The organism is Paenibacillus sp. MZ04-78.2, assembly GCF_024213375.1.
In the GTDB taxonomy this organism is placed as follows: Bacteria; Bacillota; Bacilli; order Paenibacillales; family NBRC-103111; genus Paenibacillus_G.
Genome location: NZ_JANAVJ010000026.1, coordinates 1 through 17331, shown reverse-complemented (window position 1 = coordinate 17331; position 17331 = coordinate 1). Strand labels below are relative to the sequence as shown.

13 protein-coding genes are annotated in these 17331 nt (G+C 52.7%); 9 read left to right on the top strand and 4 right to left on the bottom strand.

Annotation, left to right across the window (positions count from 1 at the left end):
* Positions 1-209 precede the first annotated feature (209 nt).
* The 6 genes from NLX71_RS17365 (at position 210) to NLX71_RS17340 (ending at position 6672) form a co-directional block, all read left to right on the top strand.
* Positions 210-1370, top strand: coding sequence for an agmatine deiminase family protein (locus tag NLX71_RS17365; RefSeq protein WP_254365064.1), 1161 nt, complete (start codon positions 210-212; stop codon positions 1368-1370).
* A 267-nt stretch (positions 1371-1637) separates the two neighbouring features.
* Positions 1638-2111 (top strand): histidine utilization transcription antiterminator HutP, encoded by a 474-nt coding sequence (hutP, locus tag NLX71_RS17360; protein WP_254365063.1) that lies wholly within the window; start codon positions 1638-1640, stop codon positions 2109-2111.
* Between the two features lie 136 nt (positions 2112-2247).
* The gene (hutH, locus tag NLX71_RS17355; protein WP_254365115.1) at positions 2248-3780 is read left to right on the top strand and encodes a histidine ammonia-lyase; all 1533 of its coding nucleotides are present in this window, start codon (positions 2248-2250) and stop codon (positions 3778-3780) included.
* A gap of 95 nt (positions 3781-3875) precedes the next feature.
* Complete coding sequence (locus tag NLX71_RS17350; RefSeq protein WP_254365062.1) at positions 3876-4361, top strand: GNAT family N-acetyltransferase; 486 nt, start codon at positions 3876-3878, stop codon at positions 4359-4361.
* Positions 4362-4563: 202 nt separating this feature from the next.
* On the top strand, positions 4564-6273 hold the full coding sequence (gene argS / locus NLX71_RS17345; protein WP_254365061.1) for an arginine--tRNA ligase: 1710 nt from the start codon (positions 4564-4566) through the stop codon (positions 6271-6273).
* 168 nt (positions 6274-6441) lie between these two features.
* The gene (locus NLX71_RS17340; RefSeq protein ID WP_254365060.1) at positions 6442-6672 is read left to right on the top strand and encodes a YqzE family protein; all 231 of its coding nucleotides are present in this window, start codon (positions 6442-6444) and stop codon (positions 6670-6672) included.
* Positions 6673-6718: 46 nt separating this feature from the next.
* Here the strand turns inward: NLX71_RS17340 and NLX71_RS17335 are convergent, their stop codons facing one another.
* The 3 genes from NLX71_RS17335 to NLX71_RS17325 form a co-directional block, all read right to left on the bottom strand.
* Complete coding sequence (locus tag NLX71_RS17335) at positions 6719-7684, bottom strand: hypothetical protein (RefSeq protein ID WP_254365059.1); 966 nt, start codon at positions 7682-7684, stop codon at positions 6719-6721.
* A gap of 167 nt (positions 7685-7851) precedes the next feature.
* Positions 7852-8907, bottom strand: a complete 1056-nt coding sequence (locus tag NLX71_RS17330; protein WP_309248964.1) for a YqhG family protein — start codon at positions 8905-8907, stop codon at positions 7852-7854.
* Complete coding sequence (locus NLX71_RS17325) at positions 8904-10712, bottom strand: DEAD/DEAH box helicase (protein WP_254365058.1); 1809 nt, start codon at positions 10710-10712, stop codon at positions 8904-8906. The genes NLX71_RS17330 and NLX71_RS17325 overlap by 4 nt, the downstream gene beginning before the upstream one ends.
* Before the next feature lie 222 nt (positions 10713-10934).
* On the opposite strand from NLX71_RS17325, the gene NLX71_RS17320 reads away from it, so the two are divergent.
* From NLX71_RS17320 to NLX71_RS17310, 3 genes are all read left to right on the top strand, one after another.
* Positions 10935-11780: a lipoate--protein ligase family protein gene (locus NLX71_RS17320; protein WP_254365057.1), complete on the top strand. Its 846-nt coding sequence runs from the start codon at positions 10935-10937 to the stop codon at positions 11778-11780.
* Between the two features lie 418 nt (positions 11781-12198).
* On the top strand, positions 12199-14796 hold the full coding sequence (locus tag NLX71_RS17315) for an adenosylcobalamin-dependent ribonucleoside-diphosphate reductase (RefSeq protein WP_254365056.1): 2598 nt from the start codon (positions 12199-12201) through the stop codon (positions 14794-14796).
* Between the two features lie 196 nt (positions 14797-14992).
* The gene (locus tag NLX71_RS17310; RefSeq protein ID WP_254365055.1) at positions 14993-15880 is read left to right on the top strand and encodes a TniQ family protein; all 888 of its coding nucleotides are present in this window, start codon (positions 14993-14995) and stop codon (positions 15878-15880) included.
* A 213-nt stretch (positions 15881-16093) separates the two neighbouring features.
* Here NLX71_RS17310 and NLX71_RS17305 read toward each other — a convergent pair whose 3' ends face one another.
* Entirely contained in the window at positions 16094-16996 is a 903-nt protein-coding gene (locus NLX71_RS17305; protein ID WP_254365054.1) for an IS1595 family transposase, read from the bottom strand.
* Positions 16997-17331: the final 335 nt, after the last annotated feature.

Genomic DNA, 17331 nt, shown 5'->3' with positions numbered 1-17331 from the left:
TGCTCGGATGTCACACTTATTTGTGCTTGGAAAGGCAATCTACACATATAAATATGCGGTTACTCCAGGCAGGAGCAGCCCACTCACCTCCGCGTGATTTGTAGTTAACTGGTACCCCTATGGGCTTAGAATAAATAAAAATGAGCTCAGAGCACAACGATTTCATACCGTTTTGTGCCTTGAGCGCAGCGAAAGGAATGGGTATAACTATGAAAAAAACGGTGAAGTCTTGCTTATTCGCTGTGCTATGCGCATCCATCATTAGCGGGTGTGCCCAAGGGAAAGCTGGGAAAGAAGGGGAAAATGGGAAGGAAAGTAAACCTATAAAGGAGGCACAAAAAGTGGTTACATACACGATGCCGGATGAAAAAAGCGAACATGAAGGTACCTGGTTACAATGGCCACATGGATACACCTATGGCGAAAATTATAAAAAAGGAATAGAGCATATTTGGGTCAAGATGGCAAGTGCTTTAAGCGAAGGCGAGAAAGTTCATATTGTTGCCTATAATCAAGAAGAGAAAGAAAAAATTAGTAAAACTCTTGCGAGCCAAGGCGTAAATATGAACAGGGTTGATTTCTTTATTTCGCCTACGGATGATGTGTGGACAAGGGATAATGGACCGATCTTTGTTTATGACCAAGAGAAAAAGTTAAAAATATGGGACCCGGGATTTAATGGATGGGGGAAGAAAACGCCTTTTGAAAAGGACGCTTCCGTTCGTGAGCACCTCAGTAAGGAATTAAAAATGGAAAGAATTGATTCGCGCAAACTCGTCATCGAGGGCGGAGCTATTGAACTGGACGGCAATGGTACCTTTTTATCTACCCGAAGCTCTGTTGTGAATAAAAACCGAAATCCTGATTTATCCGAAGCGGAAATTGAAAAACAGCTCAGCATCCTTGGCGTTAAAAAATTTATTTGGCTGGACGGCGTAGCTGGCACAGACATTACTGACTTCCATATTGACGGATTTGCTAAATTTTACGACAAATCTACGATCATTACATTTTCAGAAACCGACTTGGCCGAATGGGGGCTGCCAGCCAAAGATATTAAAACATTATTGAATTCAACAAATGCTTCAGGCGAGCCTTACAAGTATGTAAATTTGCCGCTCAGTAAAAATAACGTCACTTTAGATAGTGGAGAGAAATTGGATTATAAAGGTTCGTACGTTAATTTTTATATAGGGAATAAAGTCGTCTTGGTACCTAACTATAACGATCCTAACGATAAAGTAGCAAACGATATCATCCAAAAACTATATCCGGAGCGTAAAGTGGTGGGTATTGACGTAAGGGAGCTTTATAAAGATGGCGGAATGATTCATTGCGTTACACAACAGCAACCCATTCAATTGAAGTGAAAAAACAAACATCCCGCCTCACTTTTTGAGTGAGGAGCGGGATGTTTTTGTCATTATGGATTTCGTTGCTCGGCGCCTCGTTGTCAACCCGCATGATGTATGATACAATTTCATCAGGTACTTTAGCGATGAGTAAAATCCTTTTAGACAATTTAGCGTATAGTCGGGTCGATACAAGGCAAGTTTTATGGGAGCGGGAAGAAGCTTTCCCATTTGCTGTTGTAGCGTCTTTTTTATTTTTATTGTGGCTTTTCGCAGGAAAGGGGCATGCAAGTGACGGGCCAGCAAGGGATTCCTTCTACGATCGGCAAATTAACCGCCTTATTGGCGATGATGCACGACCATGCGCTGGGGGCGGATATCGTACGTAAGCTGGAAGCGGGCGGTTACCGGCATACCGTCGGGAAAGTCGGCTCCATGGACAGCGCGAAAGTCGTTGCGGCCATCGAAACGGCTGCCAAAAACAATCGGATCATCGACGAAAAGCGGTACCGGGAGACGCACGGCTTGTACCACGCGATTCTTGAGGCGTTGCAGGGGGTAAGCCGCGGAACCCCGCAGATTCGGGATGTATTGCGTACGGTAGGGCTGACCTTCGCCATCGTTCGCGGCCCTTTGTCAACCGGGGAGGATCAGCCGGACGAAGGGGAATGGATCTGCGTATGCATGTACGGCACGATCGGCGCTCCGAAAAAAGGCTTCGAGCACGAGGTGCTGGGCTTCGGTATCAATCATATTTGAATGACCGGATCGCAGTTTCAGGCGTTTCAATTGAATAATTGCAGACCATAGTCTTATAGTTTCGTTTAGAGGTCACGACCATTGATTTGGTGTGGCCTCTTTTTTTTTGTCCATTTTATAAGGAGAGTGATTCGTGATGATAAAAACGGCGTCTATTACGATCGGCGGCGGCAAGCTGACCTTGCAGGAGGTCGTGCTCGTGGCGCGCCGCGGCTACGGAGTCGAGCTTGACGCTTCGATCGAAGCCAAGGTAATGAAGAGCAGACAATACGTCGAGAAGCTGCTGGCGGAGAAAAAGGTCGTCTACGGCTTGACCACGGGCTTCGGCAAATTCAGCGACACGTACATTTCGAGCGAGGACGCGAAGATGCTGCAAGTGAATTTGATCCGCAGCCACGCTTGCGGAATCGGCGATCCGTTCCCGGAGGAAGTGGCGAGAGCGATCGTATTGCTGCGCATCAACGCCTTGATCCAGGGCTATTCCGGGATACGTTACTCCGTCGTGGAGACGATGGTCGATATGCTGAACAAAGGCGTCGTGCCGCTGATCCCGGAGAAAGGCTCGCTCGGCGCAAGCGGCGACTTGGCCCCACTGTCCCATTTGGCGCTGGTCATGATGGGGGAAGGGGAAGCGTCGTTCCGGGGGGAGAAGCTGGACGGAAAAGCAGCCATGGACAAGGCCGGAATCGTACCGGTGTCGCTTGAAGCGAAAGAGGGCCTGGCTCTGATTAACGGTACGCAAGTGATGACTGCCGTCGGCGCTTTGGCTTGCTGGGACGCGCTGCAACTGGCCAAATGGGCCGATTGCGCTGCCGCTTTGACCACCGAGACCTTGCAGGGCGTGAGGCAGGCGTTCGACCCGGAAACTCACGATATCCGCCCGCATGCCGGGCAGCAGCAAACCGCTTCGAATATCCGTAAGCTAACCCAAGACAGCCGTCTGATGACGAATCAAGGGGAGCTGCGCGTCCAAGACGCTTATTCGCTGCGCTGCGTACCGCAGGTTCACGGCGCTTCGGCCGATGCGCTTCAATATATTCACGATAAATTAGTGATCGAGATGAATTCGGTAACGGATAATCCTCTCATCTTCACCGAGCAGGAGAAAGTGATCTCCGGCGGCAATTTTCACGGTCAACCGATTGCGCTGGCGATGGATTTCCTCTCCATTGCGGTGGCGGAGCTGGCGAATATATCGGAGCGGCGAATTGAACGGCTGGTCAATCCCCAGCTGAGCGGAGGACTGCCTCCGTTTCTGACGAAGTACGGCGGTACGAACTCGGGCTTCATGATTGCGCAGTATGCCGCGGCTTCGCTCGTTTCCGAAAACAAGTCGCTTGCGCATCCGGCCAGCGTCGATTCGATTCCAAGCTCGGCGAATCAAGAGGATCATGTGAGCATGGGGACAATCGGCGCAAGGAAAGCGGCCAAAATCGTCGAAAATGCATACAACGTCGTTGCCATCGAGCTGCTCTGCGGCTCGCAAGCGGCCGATTATCGCGGTGCCGACGGGCTCGGCAAGGGAACGGCATGGGTATACGCCCAGTGCCGCAAGCAGGTACCGTTTCTGGACGAAGACCGCGTGATGTACACGGATTTCCGAAAAGCCGTGAGCATGATGAAGGATGAAGCGGTGCAGAAGGAAATGACGGAGACGCTCGGCTTGTGATACAGCTACCTGTTCGAAGTCTTGCTTTTCTCCCGAAACCTTGCTATATTAGGCGAAAAAATCATTAGGATTTTGTGAGAGGGAGCGGGCTTCTAATGGAGATCAGACGGGCCGGACATGCGGATGTACCGCACATTTTGGATATTTATAACGAAGCCGTGCTAACGACGTTGGCGACGTTCGATACGGTTCCGCGCACGCTGGAGCAGCAGTTGGAGTGGTTCGAACAGCATGGCGAAGCTTACCCGGTCGTCGTCGCCGAAGACGCCGGTTTAATTCCCGGCTGGGCTGCGTTGAACCGGTACTCCGACCGGCTCGCCTATGCGCGTACGGCGGAGCTGTCCTTATATATCCGGGACGGGCACCGCGGTCAGGGACTCGGGAAAAAGCTGCTGGAAGCCGTGCTGGCCGAAGGGAAAAAGGCCGGATTGCATACGGTGCTTTCACGGATCGTGGAGGGCAACGACAGCAGCGTTCACATTCATAGGCAGTTCGGATTCGATACCGTAGGCACGATGCGAGAGGTCGGTATCAAATTCGGCAAGCTGCTGGACGTCGTCATGATGCAGAAAATGCTTTAAACTTGTAACCGCCAAAATCCCTGAGATGACGCAGCAAACCCGGCTTGACTCGGTTTTTCGCGCCCGATATAATGGAACATATGCAAAGGCTGGCAACACCTACGTGCGACGTTGAAAAACGGCACCCCGACCGGGGTGCTTTCTTGTATCAAAGCGTACTGCGGGATGGCGGCGTTCGTTCGAAGAAAGGGGCACATCGTGTATGAATTACAAACAATGGTTAGCCGGGCAGCTGGCGGCAAAGCTTGAGGGCATATCGCAGGAAGCGCTGGCGGAGCTGATCGAATATCCGCCGAATCCGCAGATGGGGGATTTGTCGCTGCCCTGCTTCAAGCTTAGCAAGCAGCTTCGGAAGGCGCCGCAGGCGATTGCGGAAGAGCTGAAGGCAGGCTGGAGCGACAACGCATCGGTTCAGCGGGTGGATGCGGTGTCCGGTTATTTTAATGTATTTTTGAACCCGGCCGATTTCGCTAAAGAAGTCATCGGTGAAGTAGTGGCGCGCCAAGACCGTTACGGCTCGCAGGAATACGGTCAAGGACGCAATATTGTCATCGACTTCTCTTCGCCGAATATCGCGAAGACGTTCCATATTGGGCATCTCCGCTCGACGGTCATCGGGAATGCGCTTTATAACATTTTCAACTTTATGGGCTACAACAGCGTGGGCATCAACCATCTCGGCGATTGGGGCACGCAGTTCGGCAAGCTGATTGTCGCCTACAAGCTGTGGGGGGATCAGTCGGCCGTCGAAGCGGGTGGCATCGACGAGCTGCAGCGCATTTACGTCAAGTTCCATGATGAAGCCGACGTGAAGCCGGAGCTGGAGGACGAGGCGCGCGCCTGGTTCGTGAAGCTGGAGCAGGGGGACGAGGAGGCGCACAGGCTGTGGCGCTGGTTTGTGGACATCAGCTTGAAGGAGTTCCACAAGATGTACGATCTGCTCGGCGTGAAGTTCGATTCGTATGCCGGCGAAAGCTTCTATAACGATAAAATGGCCGAGGTGCTGGACGAGCTGAAGGCCAAAAACCTGCTGGAAGAAGACGGCGGAGCGCTGCTTGTCCGGCTCGACGATTTCAATATGCCTCCGGCGCTCATGGTGAAGAAGGATGGCGGAACGCTATATCATACGCGCGACGTGGCAGCGGCCAAGTACCGCAAGAAGACGTACGATTTCGACAGAGCCGTCTATGTGACCGATGCGGGTCAAAGCTTGCATTTTAACCAGTTGTTCAAGGTGATCGAGCTGATGGGCTACGATTGGTCGAAGCAACTGCAGCACGTGCCGTTCGGCAAAGTCAGCCTGGAAGGCGCGAAGCTGTCGACCCGGAAGGGCAATGTGATCAACCTGGAGGAGCTGCTCGGCAAAGCGATCGAGAAGACCCGCGAAATCATCGAAGAGAAAAATCCGAATCTCGAAAATAAAGACGATGTCGCCCGCAAGGTCGGCGTCGGAGCGATTATTTTCAACGATCTGAGCAACAACCGGATTAAGGATATCGTCTTTTCTTGGGAAGAGGCGCTGAACTTCGAAGGCGAAACCGGTCCTTACGTGCAGTACACGCATGCGCGGGCGTGCAGCGTGCTGGCCAAAGCTGATCCGTCGGAGACGCAGTCGTTCGAAGGCTTCGATCCGAAGCACCTGGAGAATGAAGAGGCGCAAGGCGTGCTGAGGCAGTTGTACTTGTTCAAGGAACGGGTCGAGCAGGCGATGCATAAGCTGGAGCCTTCCATTGTCAGCCGGTATTTGGTCGATCTGGCGCAAAGCTTCAACCGTTTCTATCATGAATGCAAGATATTGAAGGCGGAGGATGCCGAGGTGCGCAAAGCGCGTCTTGCGCTCGCGGAGTCCGTAAGGATTACGCTGAAGAACGGTCTGGCGTTGATCGGTCTGGAAGCGCCGGAGAAGGTTTAAACCTCATCACATCACATGGCAAAACACCCGATTGTCGGACTGTCGCAGGCAGCCCGGCAACCGGGTGTTTTTTTGCACGCGACCGACCGTTACCGGCTTGAATAAGACGAAGGCAGGTTTGCCGCAGCCGGGTGCGGATCATACTGGGATGTAGAGGTGAACGGCAACATGGCGAAAAGCGACGAGCTTGTAAAATATGTAACGGAGCGTTTCGTCCGGTACATCGAGACGCCGAAGGAGGTGCGGAGGCAGGTACGGGCGGACCGGAGGGAAGGCAAGGAGCCGTGGCAATACCGCTGGTTCGGCATGCTGCCGGTGGCCATCGACATGTGGACGAAGCCTTTGCGCGAGGGCGCCCGGCGCTTCGGAAGGAGCCTAAGCAAGAGAACGGAGCAGTGAAATCAAAAGCATAATACCTAATAAAAAAAGGAAAAGCTTCTTGCCGTCAGGCGGGAAGCTTTTCGATATAGGGAAGAGGAGAAACCGTAGGTTCAGGGTAAAAGCTGCCGAGACGCTGCAGCGCCTCGTAGGGAAGAAAGCGGTCGTCGTCCTGCCGGAATTGCACGAAGCGATCCCCGCTGGACCACACTTGAAAGCCTGCGACGGGAAGCGGCACGGTGACGCTGCCCTCGTAAAGCTCGGCGGCGAACACCGGCTTGCTGCCTTGAGCGATCAACTGCTTCAGATCGTCGAAGGGGAGCGGCTTGCCCGATTTGTTTTGCACCCACGGCAGCCGGGCATAAGGCTCTGCGGGCTCCGTTTGTCCGCTTTCCCGTATCGTATGCTTGGCATCGGTATTGGTGGAGTTTGGCGCGTGCGCCGGTTTGCTCTTGGGCAGCTTGGCGTCGCCGGCGAAAGGCATTTCCTCGCCGGTTTTGGCGTCGATATACCAGATGCGGTCCGCCTTCTGCACGGTAATTTTCCAGAGCGCCTGCAGCGGACCGAAGTATAATCTCTCGGCTTGATGCGGATATTCGATAAGTTCAAGCTGCACCAAGCTTCGATGCAGCGTTTGCAAGCTGAATAACGGGTAAGCGCCTTTGCCGTACTCGGTCAGCCGGTACGTATCCGCTTCTCCGGCGTGGAGAACCAGATAGCCCGCTTCCGAGCCTCCGGCGCTGACGATGATGACCCAGCCACGCATGCCCGGTCCGAGCGGATAGCTTGTCCAGGACGCCTGCTGCCACGGCTCGAAGCCGGGCTGGAGCGCGAGCTGCTTCATAAACCGCTCCACGGCCGCTTGCAGCGTCGGAGCGGCAATGTCGGTTGCCGGTTCCGTTGGCGGCGCGGACGGAGGGGGCGACGGCTTCGTTTCCTGCACCGCATGCGCGGGAGGCGATTCGAGCGGCCAGGCTGCAAGCAGGCTTGTGCCGAGCAGCAGCGAGACGAGCGCGAACGTAAGCTTTTTCATAGTTTCACCTGCTTCGCTTGGGAGTCGTTGCCCTGAGATCGGCATTATGCGCATTCCACTGCGAATATGCCTTTATTGTACAAGGTATGCGCCGAAAAGATTGTTAGAACCTGTAGCCTGTCCAAAAATACTTTCCTCTGAAAAACGTATCGTTTCGCGCCTGTTCGTCAGTACACGGGCGGTTTCGCAGAGGAGACGTGGAACAATCCGCAGTTGATGGCGGATATTCGGATGCGCGGGCGGTACTGCCATTCGATTTCCCGGGAGCGCCCGGCGTACTGCGCCTCGATGTCCGGTCTTTGATCGGGCTCGGGGGTCTTGAGCAGCGCTTCGTAATAATCGCGGACGCGGGCCTGTTCATCCGCGAGCCGAAGCTGGGCTTCCTTCGCCCAGCGGTGGTCGTACTTGGCCAGCTTGCTTTCCAGATGCTCTTCCAGATAAAGCACTGCGCGGGGCAGCGCAATCCGGTCCGGCGTAATGTAGACGTGAGCGGGCAGCTGCGGCGTAAAAGCGACCGGGGCGATCCAATCCATGAACCGCTCGCGGATCACGCCCGTCTGCAACTGGATGCCCAGCGAGTGAATTTCGCTGCGCTTCATATCGCAGGCAAGCTCCACCTTGTAATTGACGGCGAGCCAAGTATCGTAAGGCACGGTTGCGGATCGCCTGGGCTGCTCCGGCACGTGCTGCTCGAACAGCCGGACATACTTGCCCTTGGCCCGGACGGCGGCGAACAGCTGCTCCAGCCGTCGGCTGCCGTAGGTCACTTCGTCCCGCGGAATGCGCGCAGTAAAAGCTGTCGGCACGAAGCCGAAATAGCGGCCGAGGATGCTGTCTCCCTGCGGCGGCTGTGGTGACCCGCCGGGAGCTGTGCCCGTCTGCAACGCAGCTCCTGCGGGGGGCCCGCCGGGCGGCGTCCCGGCCGTGCCCGCGAGCCCGGGAGCGGCGGTGCTGACGCCGGGCTGAGGCCCGCCGGGAGGGCCGTGCGGCTGCAGCTCGCGGTAGGCTTCCGGGTCGAAGACGAAGGTGCACGTCATCGTCTCCGGGGTGACGCCGGTCCGTTCGACGAAGCTCCAGTAATAAGGGCGGTGATTCAAATCCTTGTCGGCGGAGGGCGACAGCTTCACGGTCACGTAAGCCGGATGCTTCTCCATAATGTCGCACTGCTCCGCCTCCAGATAGCGCAGCACGAAGGAGCGGATTTGATCCGCCGTCATCGTCATAGCCGTGCCTCCTCCCCGCTGTGGTCCTGCTCAGGGGTAGGGTGGCCTACCGCGTTCAGCACGCTTTGCAGCCGCGTGTTATCCTGCGACTCTTGCTCCACCTCGGAGCGGACAACGGTAAACGAGCGTCCCAGGTCGTCAAGCTGCCGGCGGATGTCCTCCTGGCTGCGCGAAGACAAAATCAATTTGGCCAGATGCGATTCGAGCGATGCTTTTTTCTCGAACCGCTCCAGAATCGTATCCAGCTCGCCGATGACCAGCTCGAACATGTTGATTTTCTCGTGCAGCAGCGATAAGATATGCTCCTCGATGGTGCCGAGGGTGGACAGGTTGTAGATTTTGACGTCCTCCTGCTGACCGAGCCGGTGTACGCGGCCGATCCGCTGCTCTACCCGCATCGGGTTCCACGGAAGGTCGAAGTTGATCATATGGTGGCAAAATTGCAGATTGATGCCTTCGCCCCCGGCTTCGGTGGCGATCAGCACTTGGGCCCGGTTGCGGAACAAGTCCATCATCCAGTCTTTTTTACCCCGGTTCATACCGCCCCGGTAAGGGACGGCGGAAATTTTCCGCTCTTTCAAATATTGCAGCAAATATTCCTGAGACGCGCGGTACTCCGTGAAAATAATTACTTTTTCCCCGATGTCGCCGATCAGCTCCATCACTTTTTCGGCCTTCGTGTTCGCTTTGATGCTGCGGATCAGCTCGACAAGCTCCCAGATTTTAGCGCGAAGCGGCGAGTCCTCTTCCGTTTTCTTGAACAGGTTGACGAGTGTGATGAATACCGCATCCCGGCTGGAGCACACTTCGCGCTGCAGCGTAACAAGCGACAAAATGCTGCCGATATCGCCGCCGGACTCCTCGTAGCGCCCGCGGACGAAGCGGGTCACGCCGTCGTACAGCGCCTGCTCTTCGGGCGAGAGCTGCAAAGGGATATTGCGCACGATCCGTTTGGTGAAATTCACATTGCCGTCGCTGCGCCGGTTGCGGATCATGACCTTGCTCAGCTCGTGCTGAAGCTGCTCCTCGTTCTTTGGAATCCGTTTGTCCACAACGAAATTCGCCTGAAAGCTGCCCTGACCGCCAAGCTGCCCCGGCTTGAGCAAGGTAATCAGGTTATACAGCTCCTTCAAGTCGTTCTGCACCGGCGTCGCCGTCAGCAGCAGGCAGTACTTTTTGCGCAGCTCGTTGATAAATTGGTAGTTGGTCGTCTTTTTGTTCTTCAGCTTGTGCGCCTCGTCCACGATCAACATATCGTATTCCAGCCCGAGCACGATGTCCCGGTGCGGGTCGCGCTTGGCCGTATCCATCGAAGCGACCACGACATCGTTCGCGGCCCACATGTATTCTTTTTTCTGGGCGACGGCGGAAATGCCGAATTTCTGGTTCAGCTCGCGCACCCATTGCAGCACCAGCGAAGCGGGCACGAGAATGAGCGCCTTGCGGACAAGTCCGCGGATCATGTACTCCTTGAGAATGAGGCCGGCCTCGATCGTTTTGCCCAGCCCGACCTCGTCCGCCAGAATGGCCCGTCCGCGCATTTCGGTCAGTACTTTTTTGGCGGTATCGATCTGATGATCCATCGGCACCAGATTCGGCAAATGCGACATGCACTGGAGCTCGTCGAAGCTGCGGATCAACCCCGATTGCTCGGCCTCCTCGGCCAGCCGGAACATCGTCCAGTCATCCCACGGACCGTTGCGCTGCGCCCGGTCGTGCAGTTCCTCGAACCAATCCCGTTCAAAATACAGCTGAACATGCTCATTCAATTGACGCAAGTGTTCTTTTCGCTCGGTGGATTGCATCGGACGCGCTCCTTTTCCATCGGGTAACGAATCGAGTCAATTTTTAGTATGTACGAAAATAAAGTCTTTCAAACGAACTGGCAATGCTTTATGATGAAAGGAATGGGGCCTGGCGGACGGACGCCGGGCTCTTAATTTTTGCGGTGGCAGGTCGGTAAAGAAAGGGAAGAGGTAAAGCCCGGCATTGCGGCCGGTGGCGATACAAAATGGGAGGGATCGCGGATGACGCAGGAATGGCGATGGATTCGGTCCGGCTATGGTTCTCCGGCTTACAATATGGCGGTAGACGAAGCGATATTGACCGCGCACGGCGAAGGAGCGGCGCCGCCTACCGTGCGGTTTTACGGCTGGAATCCTCCGACGTTGTCGATCGGTTATTTTCAGAAGGCGAAGGAAGAGATCGATTTCGATGCGCTGGAGCGCGAAGGCATCGGCTTCGTCCGCCGGGCGACCGGAGGAAGGGCGGTGCTCCATGACAAGGAGCTAACGTACAGCATCATCGTGTCCGAGGACTATCCCGGCATTCCGCGAAGCGTGACGGAAGCGTATCGGGTGTTGAGCGAAGGGCTGCTGCTCGGGTTCCGCAAGCTCGGACTGGCGGCCGATATGGTACAGCTCGAAAGCGAGGAGGACAAGAGCAAGTACGAGTCGATGGGCTCGGCGGCCTGCTTCGATTCGCCTTCCTGGTATGAGCTTGTCGTGGAGGGGCGCAAGGTGGCCGGCAGCGCGCAGACCCGGCAGAAGGGCGTTGTGCTGCAGCACGGGTCGATTTTGCTCGATCTCGATGCGGACCAGTTGTTCCGCCTGCTGAGATTCAAAAACGAACGGATCATGGAACGGATGAAGCAGCAGTTTTTGCGGAAGGCGGTCGCGATCAACGATCTGCTTCGCAGCGTCGGACAACCGCCGGCTGGGCTGGCGCAGACGGAAGAGGCGTTTCTGGCCGGTATGGCCGAGGGATTGGGCGTAAAGCTGGTTCCCGGAGAGTTGACTAAGTACGAGCAGGAGCTGGCGGGACGGCTGGCGGAAGAAAAATATGGAAATGAAGAATGGAACCTTCGGAGATAGCGCTCCGAAGGTTTTTTCTTTGGGTACGCTTCCCGTATCAAGTAGGTTTTGGAAATGGGAACATACGTTTGATAATACTGCCGAATTCGGTTATACTATCAGTAGACTATTAATCGGCTGATTCGTTGTCAAAACGAAGCTAAGGACGGATTTTCAAGGTTAGGTTCAACATGTTTTTGGGCGTGCTTAGATCCAGTTTTCCGTCAACTTGGGCCGGTTTTGTCGAAAAAGATGAATAGTTCATCAACGAAAAAGAGAGCCTGATGGCGAAAAAAGAAGCTACCGGGCTTGTATTCCTTACTACACCGTTAAATCCGCTTTTTGCCTATTCGTAACACAATATATTGTGTTGTATAATGAATTTCGCATACCAGATATTGTGATCTATCTTTGAAAATATTTCCGGGAGGTTGTTGTTTTGAAGACCATGCAGCAGACCAAATTGGAAGGCTTAAGCGAAAAAATATTTCTTGACCGTTATGCGATGAAGGATGCCGATACCCGCAATACAAAAGTGGGAGATACGGTACTGGTGCTGACGAAGGACGATCCGAAGTTTCCGGCCAAGGAAGTAGGGGAAGTCATTGAACGTCAAGGAAACCAGGTCAAAGTCAAGCTGCGGAGAGGAGAGGTTGTCGATTCCTCCGTCGAGAAGCTGACGCTGACACTGGAAAAAACGCCGCAGCAGATGTGGGACCGCTTGGCCGCTGCCATGGCTTCCGTAGAAGCAACTCCGGAGAAACGCAAGGAATGGACGGACAAGTTCCGTTACGTGCTCGACGACTGGAAGCTTGTGCCCGGCGGGCGGATCGCTGCGGGAGCGGACGCAAGCGACGAATTGACGCTGTTCAACTGCTACGTCATCCCGTCCCCGCATGACAGCCGCGGAGGCATCATGGCGACGCTGTCCGAAATGACGGAAATTATGGCGCGCGGAGGCGGCGTCGGGATTAACCTGTCCTCGCTTCGTCCACGGCGTTCCGTTGTCAAAGGCGTCAACGGTTCTTCGAGCGGCGCGGTGTCATGGGGCGGACTGTTCAGCTACACGACCGGCTTGATTGAACAGGGCGGAAGCCGCCGCGGCGCGCTGATGCTGATGATCAACGACTGGCATCCGGACGTGGTCGATTTTATTACCGTGAAGCAAACGATGGGCCAGATCACGAACGCCAACTTGTCCGTATGCGTCAGCAACGGTTTTATGAAGGCGGTCAAAGAGGATCTGGATTGGGAATTGGTCTATCCGGATACGATCGACCCCGAATATGACGAGCTGTGGGACGGCGATTTGGACAAGTGGAGAAAGACAGGTAAAAAAATAAACCATTACCGTACGGTCAAAGCGCGCGACGTGTGGCATACGATTATCGAATCCGCATGGAAATCGGCTGAGCCCGGGGTCGTGTTCATGGAATATTACAACCAGATGTCCAACAGCTGGTATTTCAACCCGATCATCTGCACGAACCCTTGCGGCGAGCAGGGATTGCCGGCATGGGGCGTATGCAATCTGTCCGCGATCAACCTGTCCAAGTTTTACGATGAGCATAATCACGACGTGGCTTGGGACGAGCTTGCGGAGGTCGTCCGTTATTCCACGCGTTTTCTGGATAACGTTATTGACAAAACTCCGTATCACTTCAAACAAAACCGGGTGAATCAACAGGGCGAGCGCCGTGTCGGACTTGGCTCCATGGGCCTTGCCGAGTTGATGATTAAGCTGGGCATCCGCTACGGAAGTCCGGAATCGCTCGAATTCCTCGATAAGCTGTACAGCTTCATGGCGAAGGAAGCGTACTTGGCGTCTGCCGATATCGCGGAAGAGAAGGGCTCCTTCAAGCAGTTCGAAGCGGAACCGTTCCTGCAGAGCGGCTTCATGAAGCATATGACATCCGTCTTCCCGGAAGTGGGCGCCGCCATCCAGCAGAAGGGCATGCGTAACGTAACGGTCATTACGCAGGCGCCGACGGGCAGCACGGGAACGATGGTGGGCACCTCGACAGGGATCGAGCCGTACTTTGCGTTCGAGTACTACCGTCAAAGCCGTCTCGGCTTCGACAAGCAGTACGTGCCGATCGCTCAGGAATGGAAGGATCGGCATCCGAACGAAGAGCTGCCGGACTATTTCGTTACCGCCATGGATTTGTCCGCGGAAAATCATATTCGCGCACAGGCCGCCATTCAAAAATGGGTGGACAGCTCAATTTCCAAGACGGCGAACTGCCCGGCCGACTTTACGGTTGAAGAAACGAAGCAGTTGTACGAGCTTGCCTTCGATCTGGGCTGCAAAGGCGTGACGATCTATCGGGACGGCAGCCGCGACGTGCAGGTGCTGAGCACGGACAAGAAGGAAGAGAAGGCTGCGGAAGCGAAAACGGCAGCACAGCCAGCCGCAGTTGAGCCATCCGCTCCGGGCGAGGAGAAGTCGCTCACCAACCTGTCCCAATCGCTGGCGGTCAACATTGACGCCAAGACGGAGCAGGTGTTCGACAAGGAATACAAACGCCGTCCACAGGCTCTGCGTGGGGCGACGTATAAATTCAACACTCCGTTCGGGATGGCTTACATTACGATCAACGATATGAACGGCAGCCCGAGCGAAATTTTCTTGAACGTAGGTAAAGCAGGTTCTGATGTCTTCGCGATGTCCGAAGCGCTGGGACGCGTCTGCTCGCTGTTCCTGCGCTATGGCGACCATGGAAACAAGGTGCAGCTGCTGATCAAGCACCTCAAGGGCATCGGCGGCTCCGGCGCGATCGGCTTCGGCGCAAACCGCGTCGAATCGATTGCCGACGCCGTCGCCAAAGCGCTTGAAATGCACGGCGATTTCTCCGACAGTGCGGATGACTATATCACCGCCACGCAGGAGGTCGTGATGGAAGCGACCGCTCAATATGCGGTAACACGCAGCGCGGCCACGTCTCTTGACCTGTGCCCGTCCTGCGGTTCGGCTTCGCTGATTAACAGCGAAGGTTGTAAAAGCTGCGGCAACTGCGGCTACAGCCGCTGCAGCTAGAAAAGAGGCCTTCGGGCCTCTTTTCTTCTTGTGTGAAATTCCAGAATTAATTGGAATTGTAACATAATTCGTTGGACAGTTTGTTTCAGAATTCATTAGAAAGTATAATAATATGCACATACACGTATATTTATACAGCAAAATGCCTAGCCTTCAATCTGAGCGCTAGGCATTTTGCTGTATAGGAGTAAAGTGAATGATACTGACGACAAGCGACAAACTTAGAAATCGACCCTACTGCTATGAAGATGAGTCTTTTGAAGGGTATCTATGCAGAGTTGCAGAAGTTAATTATATATCACGAAATATGTTAATTAACGAATATGGAATCAATGATTTATTAAAAAGGAGCGGCAATGATATAAACCTGGTGATGAAATTTATTAATGAAAAAAACAACCATGATTATACGAATAATTCTTTCAAATTCATAAGTGAAAATGGACTATATCTATCCTGTTTTTGGAGACAAAAGTACACGAAATATTGCCCGCTCTGTATAGCAGAAAAACCATACCATCATATCCAGTGGATGGTTGCACCAATCATTGTATGTCCTAAACACTGTGTAGAGCTTCATAACAATTGTAAAAATTGCTACAATAATGTTACCTATATTGACGTAATCAAAGATAGTTGTTCAAACTGCTCATGCAAATTATCTAGTTTATATACCTTTAGTGCTAAGGATAAACAGAATCTAATGTTAATGTTCGATAAAGTGACTCAACAAGGGGTCATTTGGAACGGGATGAATGTATTAGAATATTATATATTTGTAAAGAGAATAAGTTGGTTTATAAACTATCATATAAGCAGTAAGGAAGATCAGATTTATACTGATATTGATAAAGCAAAGAACAGAACAAGTTGGTATGTTGTAAATTTGTGGAACTTGAACAAGTTAATGAGTAAGGTTTATGAAGTAACGAATGATTGGCCATATAGCTTTTTCCAGTACTATACCTCTATACCAAGGGGTTTGAAAAATAAAATCAATTATCTAAGAGGTTACGTTATAGCCAAAACGAAGGTTGATCAGACATTTGAAGACTTTTTTATGCGTTACATATCAATTAAATAAGGGCTTGTGTTTATAATTTATAATGCTCTGTTGATTTGCGAAGATATGCCACCTATTCCTATGACGAAAAAACAGCTTCATATATTTTAAGGAAGATTCAAGAAGTTGGTCCAGTTCGCATTATTGATTTCATCAATCATTGCCCAGATATCGAGGAATCAGATTACTACACTACTATTTATCAATTTGAATATCAAGTTAGCTCCGCTTGGCTTATGCGGTCAAATCGCCGTAGGTGACGGTATCGGTGGAAACACAAGCAGCCAGCAGGCGATTAAACATCTGACCTTCAAACTGCCGACGATTGGTGCGAAAGCAGAATTCGTTCAAATAGGATTGCAGATGTTTGGAATCTAAACCGTGAAACGTGCCGCCGATAAAGGCTTTCGCGTTGGAAATCATCGTATGCAGCCATTTCAAATGATCAGGATTGTCCTTTACATTGAACCTGATCGGTTGGTGGTTATATTCTTTAGCGAGTGCATGGTACGAACGATACGCGTCGCTACTGATCGTCGAACCTGGTTCGATGTGCTGTTTAGCAAACTTGACGAGCGTCTTGCCTTTGACATCCGGAATCACCTGCATCTTGACGAATAGCGGGGCGCTTTGTTTGTTGAGCAATACCCCAACAAGTACTGGCGTTTGATCCGTGCCGCGACCGTGTTTGCCACCCTCTGTTGGCGCTCCGAAGAAAGCGTCATCCAACTCGACCAAACCAACCAGTTGGTAGTGGGCGTCGCGATCTCCCATGGCTTTGCGAATCTTGTGAAGCAATAACCACGCGGTTGGGTAGGAGATTTCCAGCTCACGTGAAAGGAAAACAGCGGAAACACCGCGTTTATCGTGCGCCACAAGGAAAATCGCCCAAAACCAGGTCAGCAGCGGAGTGTGAGATTTATGCATAATCGTCCCGGCAGTAACAGATGCCTGATGCTTGCAGTGCGTGCATTGATACAGCTTGCGGGTTTCCAGAAAGTAGAATGCAGTATGCTCGCATTTGGGACAGCAGAAGCCGTTCGTCCAGCGGATCTGGAACAGATGCTCGCGGCATGCGTCATCCGAATGAAACTTTTCTTGAAATCTCTTCAACGTCATCAATTCTTGTTGAGCCATGCCAATCTCTCCCGAACGTTTATTTGTAATTAGTGTATCAAACAAACGTTCGTATGTGAAGGTTTTTGCTGAGGCAACTTGATATTCAAATTTTATAATAATGCATTGGTGTTGTTATGTAGCCATGCCTATACCATTATGAACTGTACTACGATCCAGATGAATGGCAGCCCCTAAGGGAATTACCATTCATCTGGATCTTCGTTTATTATTAGTGGACAAATAAAAAATATTGTTGATTAGTTTAACCCCACATTTCGCAGGTGAAACTACGCGAAAATCAAATCTATTGAAGGGAAATCACCCAACTTCCAGAGAATGTAAGGGTATAGCTT

Excerpts from the sequence above, each read along its gene's own strand:
- argS (WP_254365061.1), top strand. The coding sequence starts at position 4,564 with ATGAATTACAAACAATGGTTAGCCGGGCAGCTGGCGGCAAAGCTTGAG.
- NLX71_RS17335 (WP_254365059.1), bottom strand. The coding sequence starts at position 7,684 with ATGAAAAAGCTTACGTTCGCGCTCGTCTCGCTGCTGCTCGGCACAAGC.
- NLX71_RS17305 (WP_254365054.1), bottom strand. The coding sequence starts at position 16,996 with ATGGCTCAACAAGAATTGATGACGTTGAAGAGATTTCAAGAAAAGTTT.
- hutP (WP_254365063.1), top strand. The coding sequence starts at position 1,638 with ATGCAAGTGACGGGCCAGCAAGGGATTCCTTCTACGATCGGCAAATTA.
- NLX71_RS17325 (WP_254365058.1), bottom strand. The coding sequence starts at position 10,712 with ATGCAATCCACCGAGCGAAAAGAACACTTGCGTCAATTGAATGAGCAT.
- NLX71_RS17320 (WP_254365057.1), top strand. The coding sequence starts at position 10,935 with ATGACGCAGGAATGGCGATGGATTCGGTCCGGCTATGGTTCTCCGGCT.
- hutH (WP_254365115.1), top strand. The coding sequence starts at position 2,248 with ATGATAAAAACGGCGTCTATTACGATCGGCGGCGGCAAGCTGACCTTG.
- NLX71_RS17330 (WP_309248964.1), bottom strand. The coding sequence starts at position 8,907 with ATGACGATGACGGCGGATCAAATCCGCTCCTTCGTGCTGCGCTATCTG.
- NLX71_RS17340 (WP_254365060.1), top strand. The coding sequence starts at position 6,442 with ATGGCGAAAAGCGACGAGCTTGTAAAATATGTAACGGAGCGTTTCGTC.
- NLX71_RS17365 (WP_254365064.1), top strand. The coding sequence starts at position 210 with ATGAAAAAAACGGTGAAGTCTTGCTTATTCGCTGTGCTATGCGCATCC.
- NLX71_RS17310 (WP_254365055.1), top strand. The coding sequence starts at position 14,993 with ATGATACTGACGACAAGCGACAAACTTAGAAATCGACCCTACTGCTAT.
- NLX71_RS17350 (WP_254365062.1), top strand. The coding sequence starts at position 3,876 with ATGGAGATCAGACGGGCCGGACATGCGGATGTACCGCACATTTTGGAT.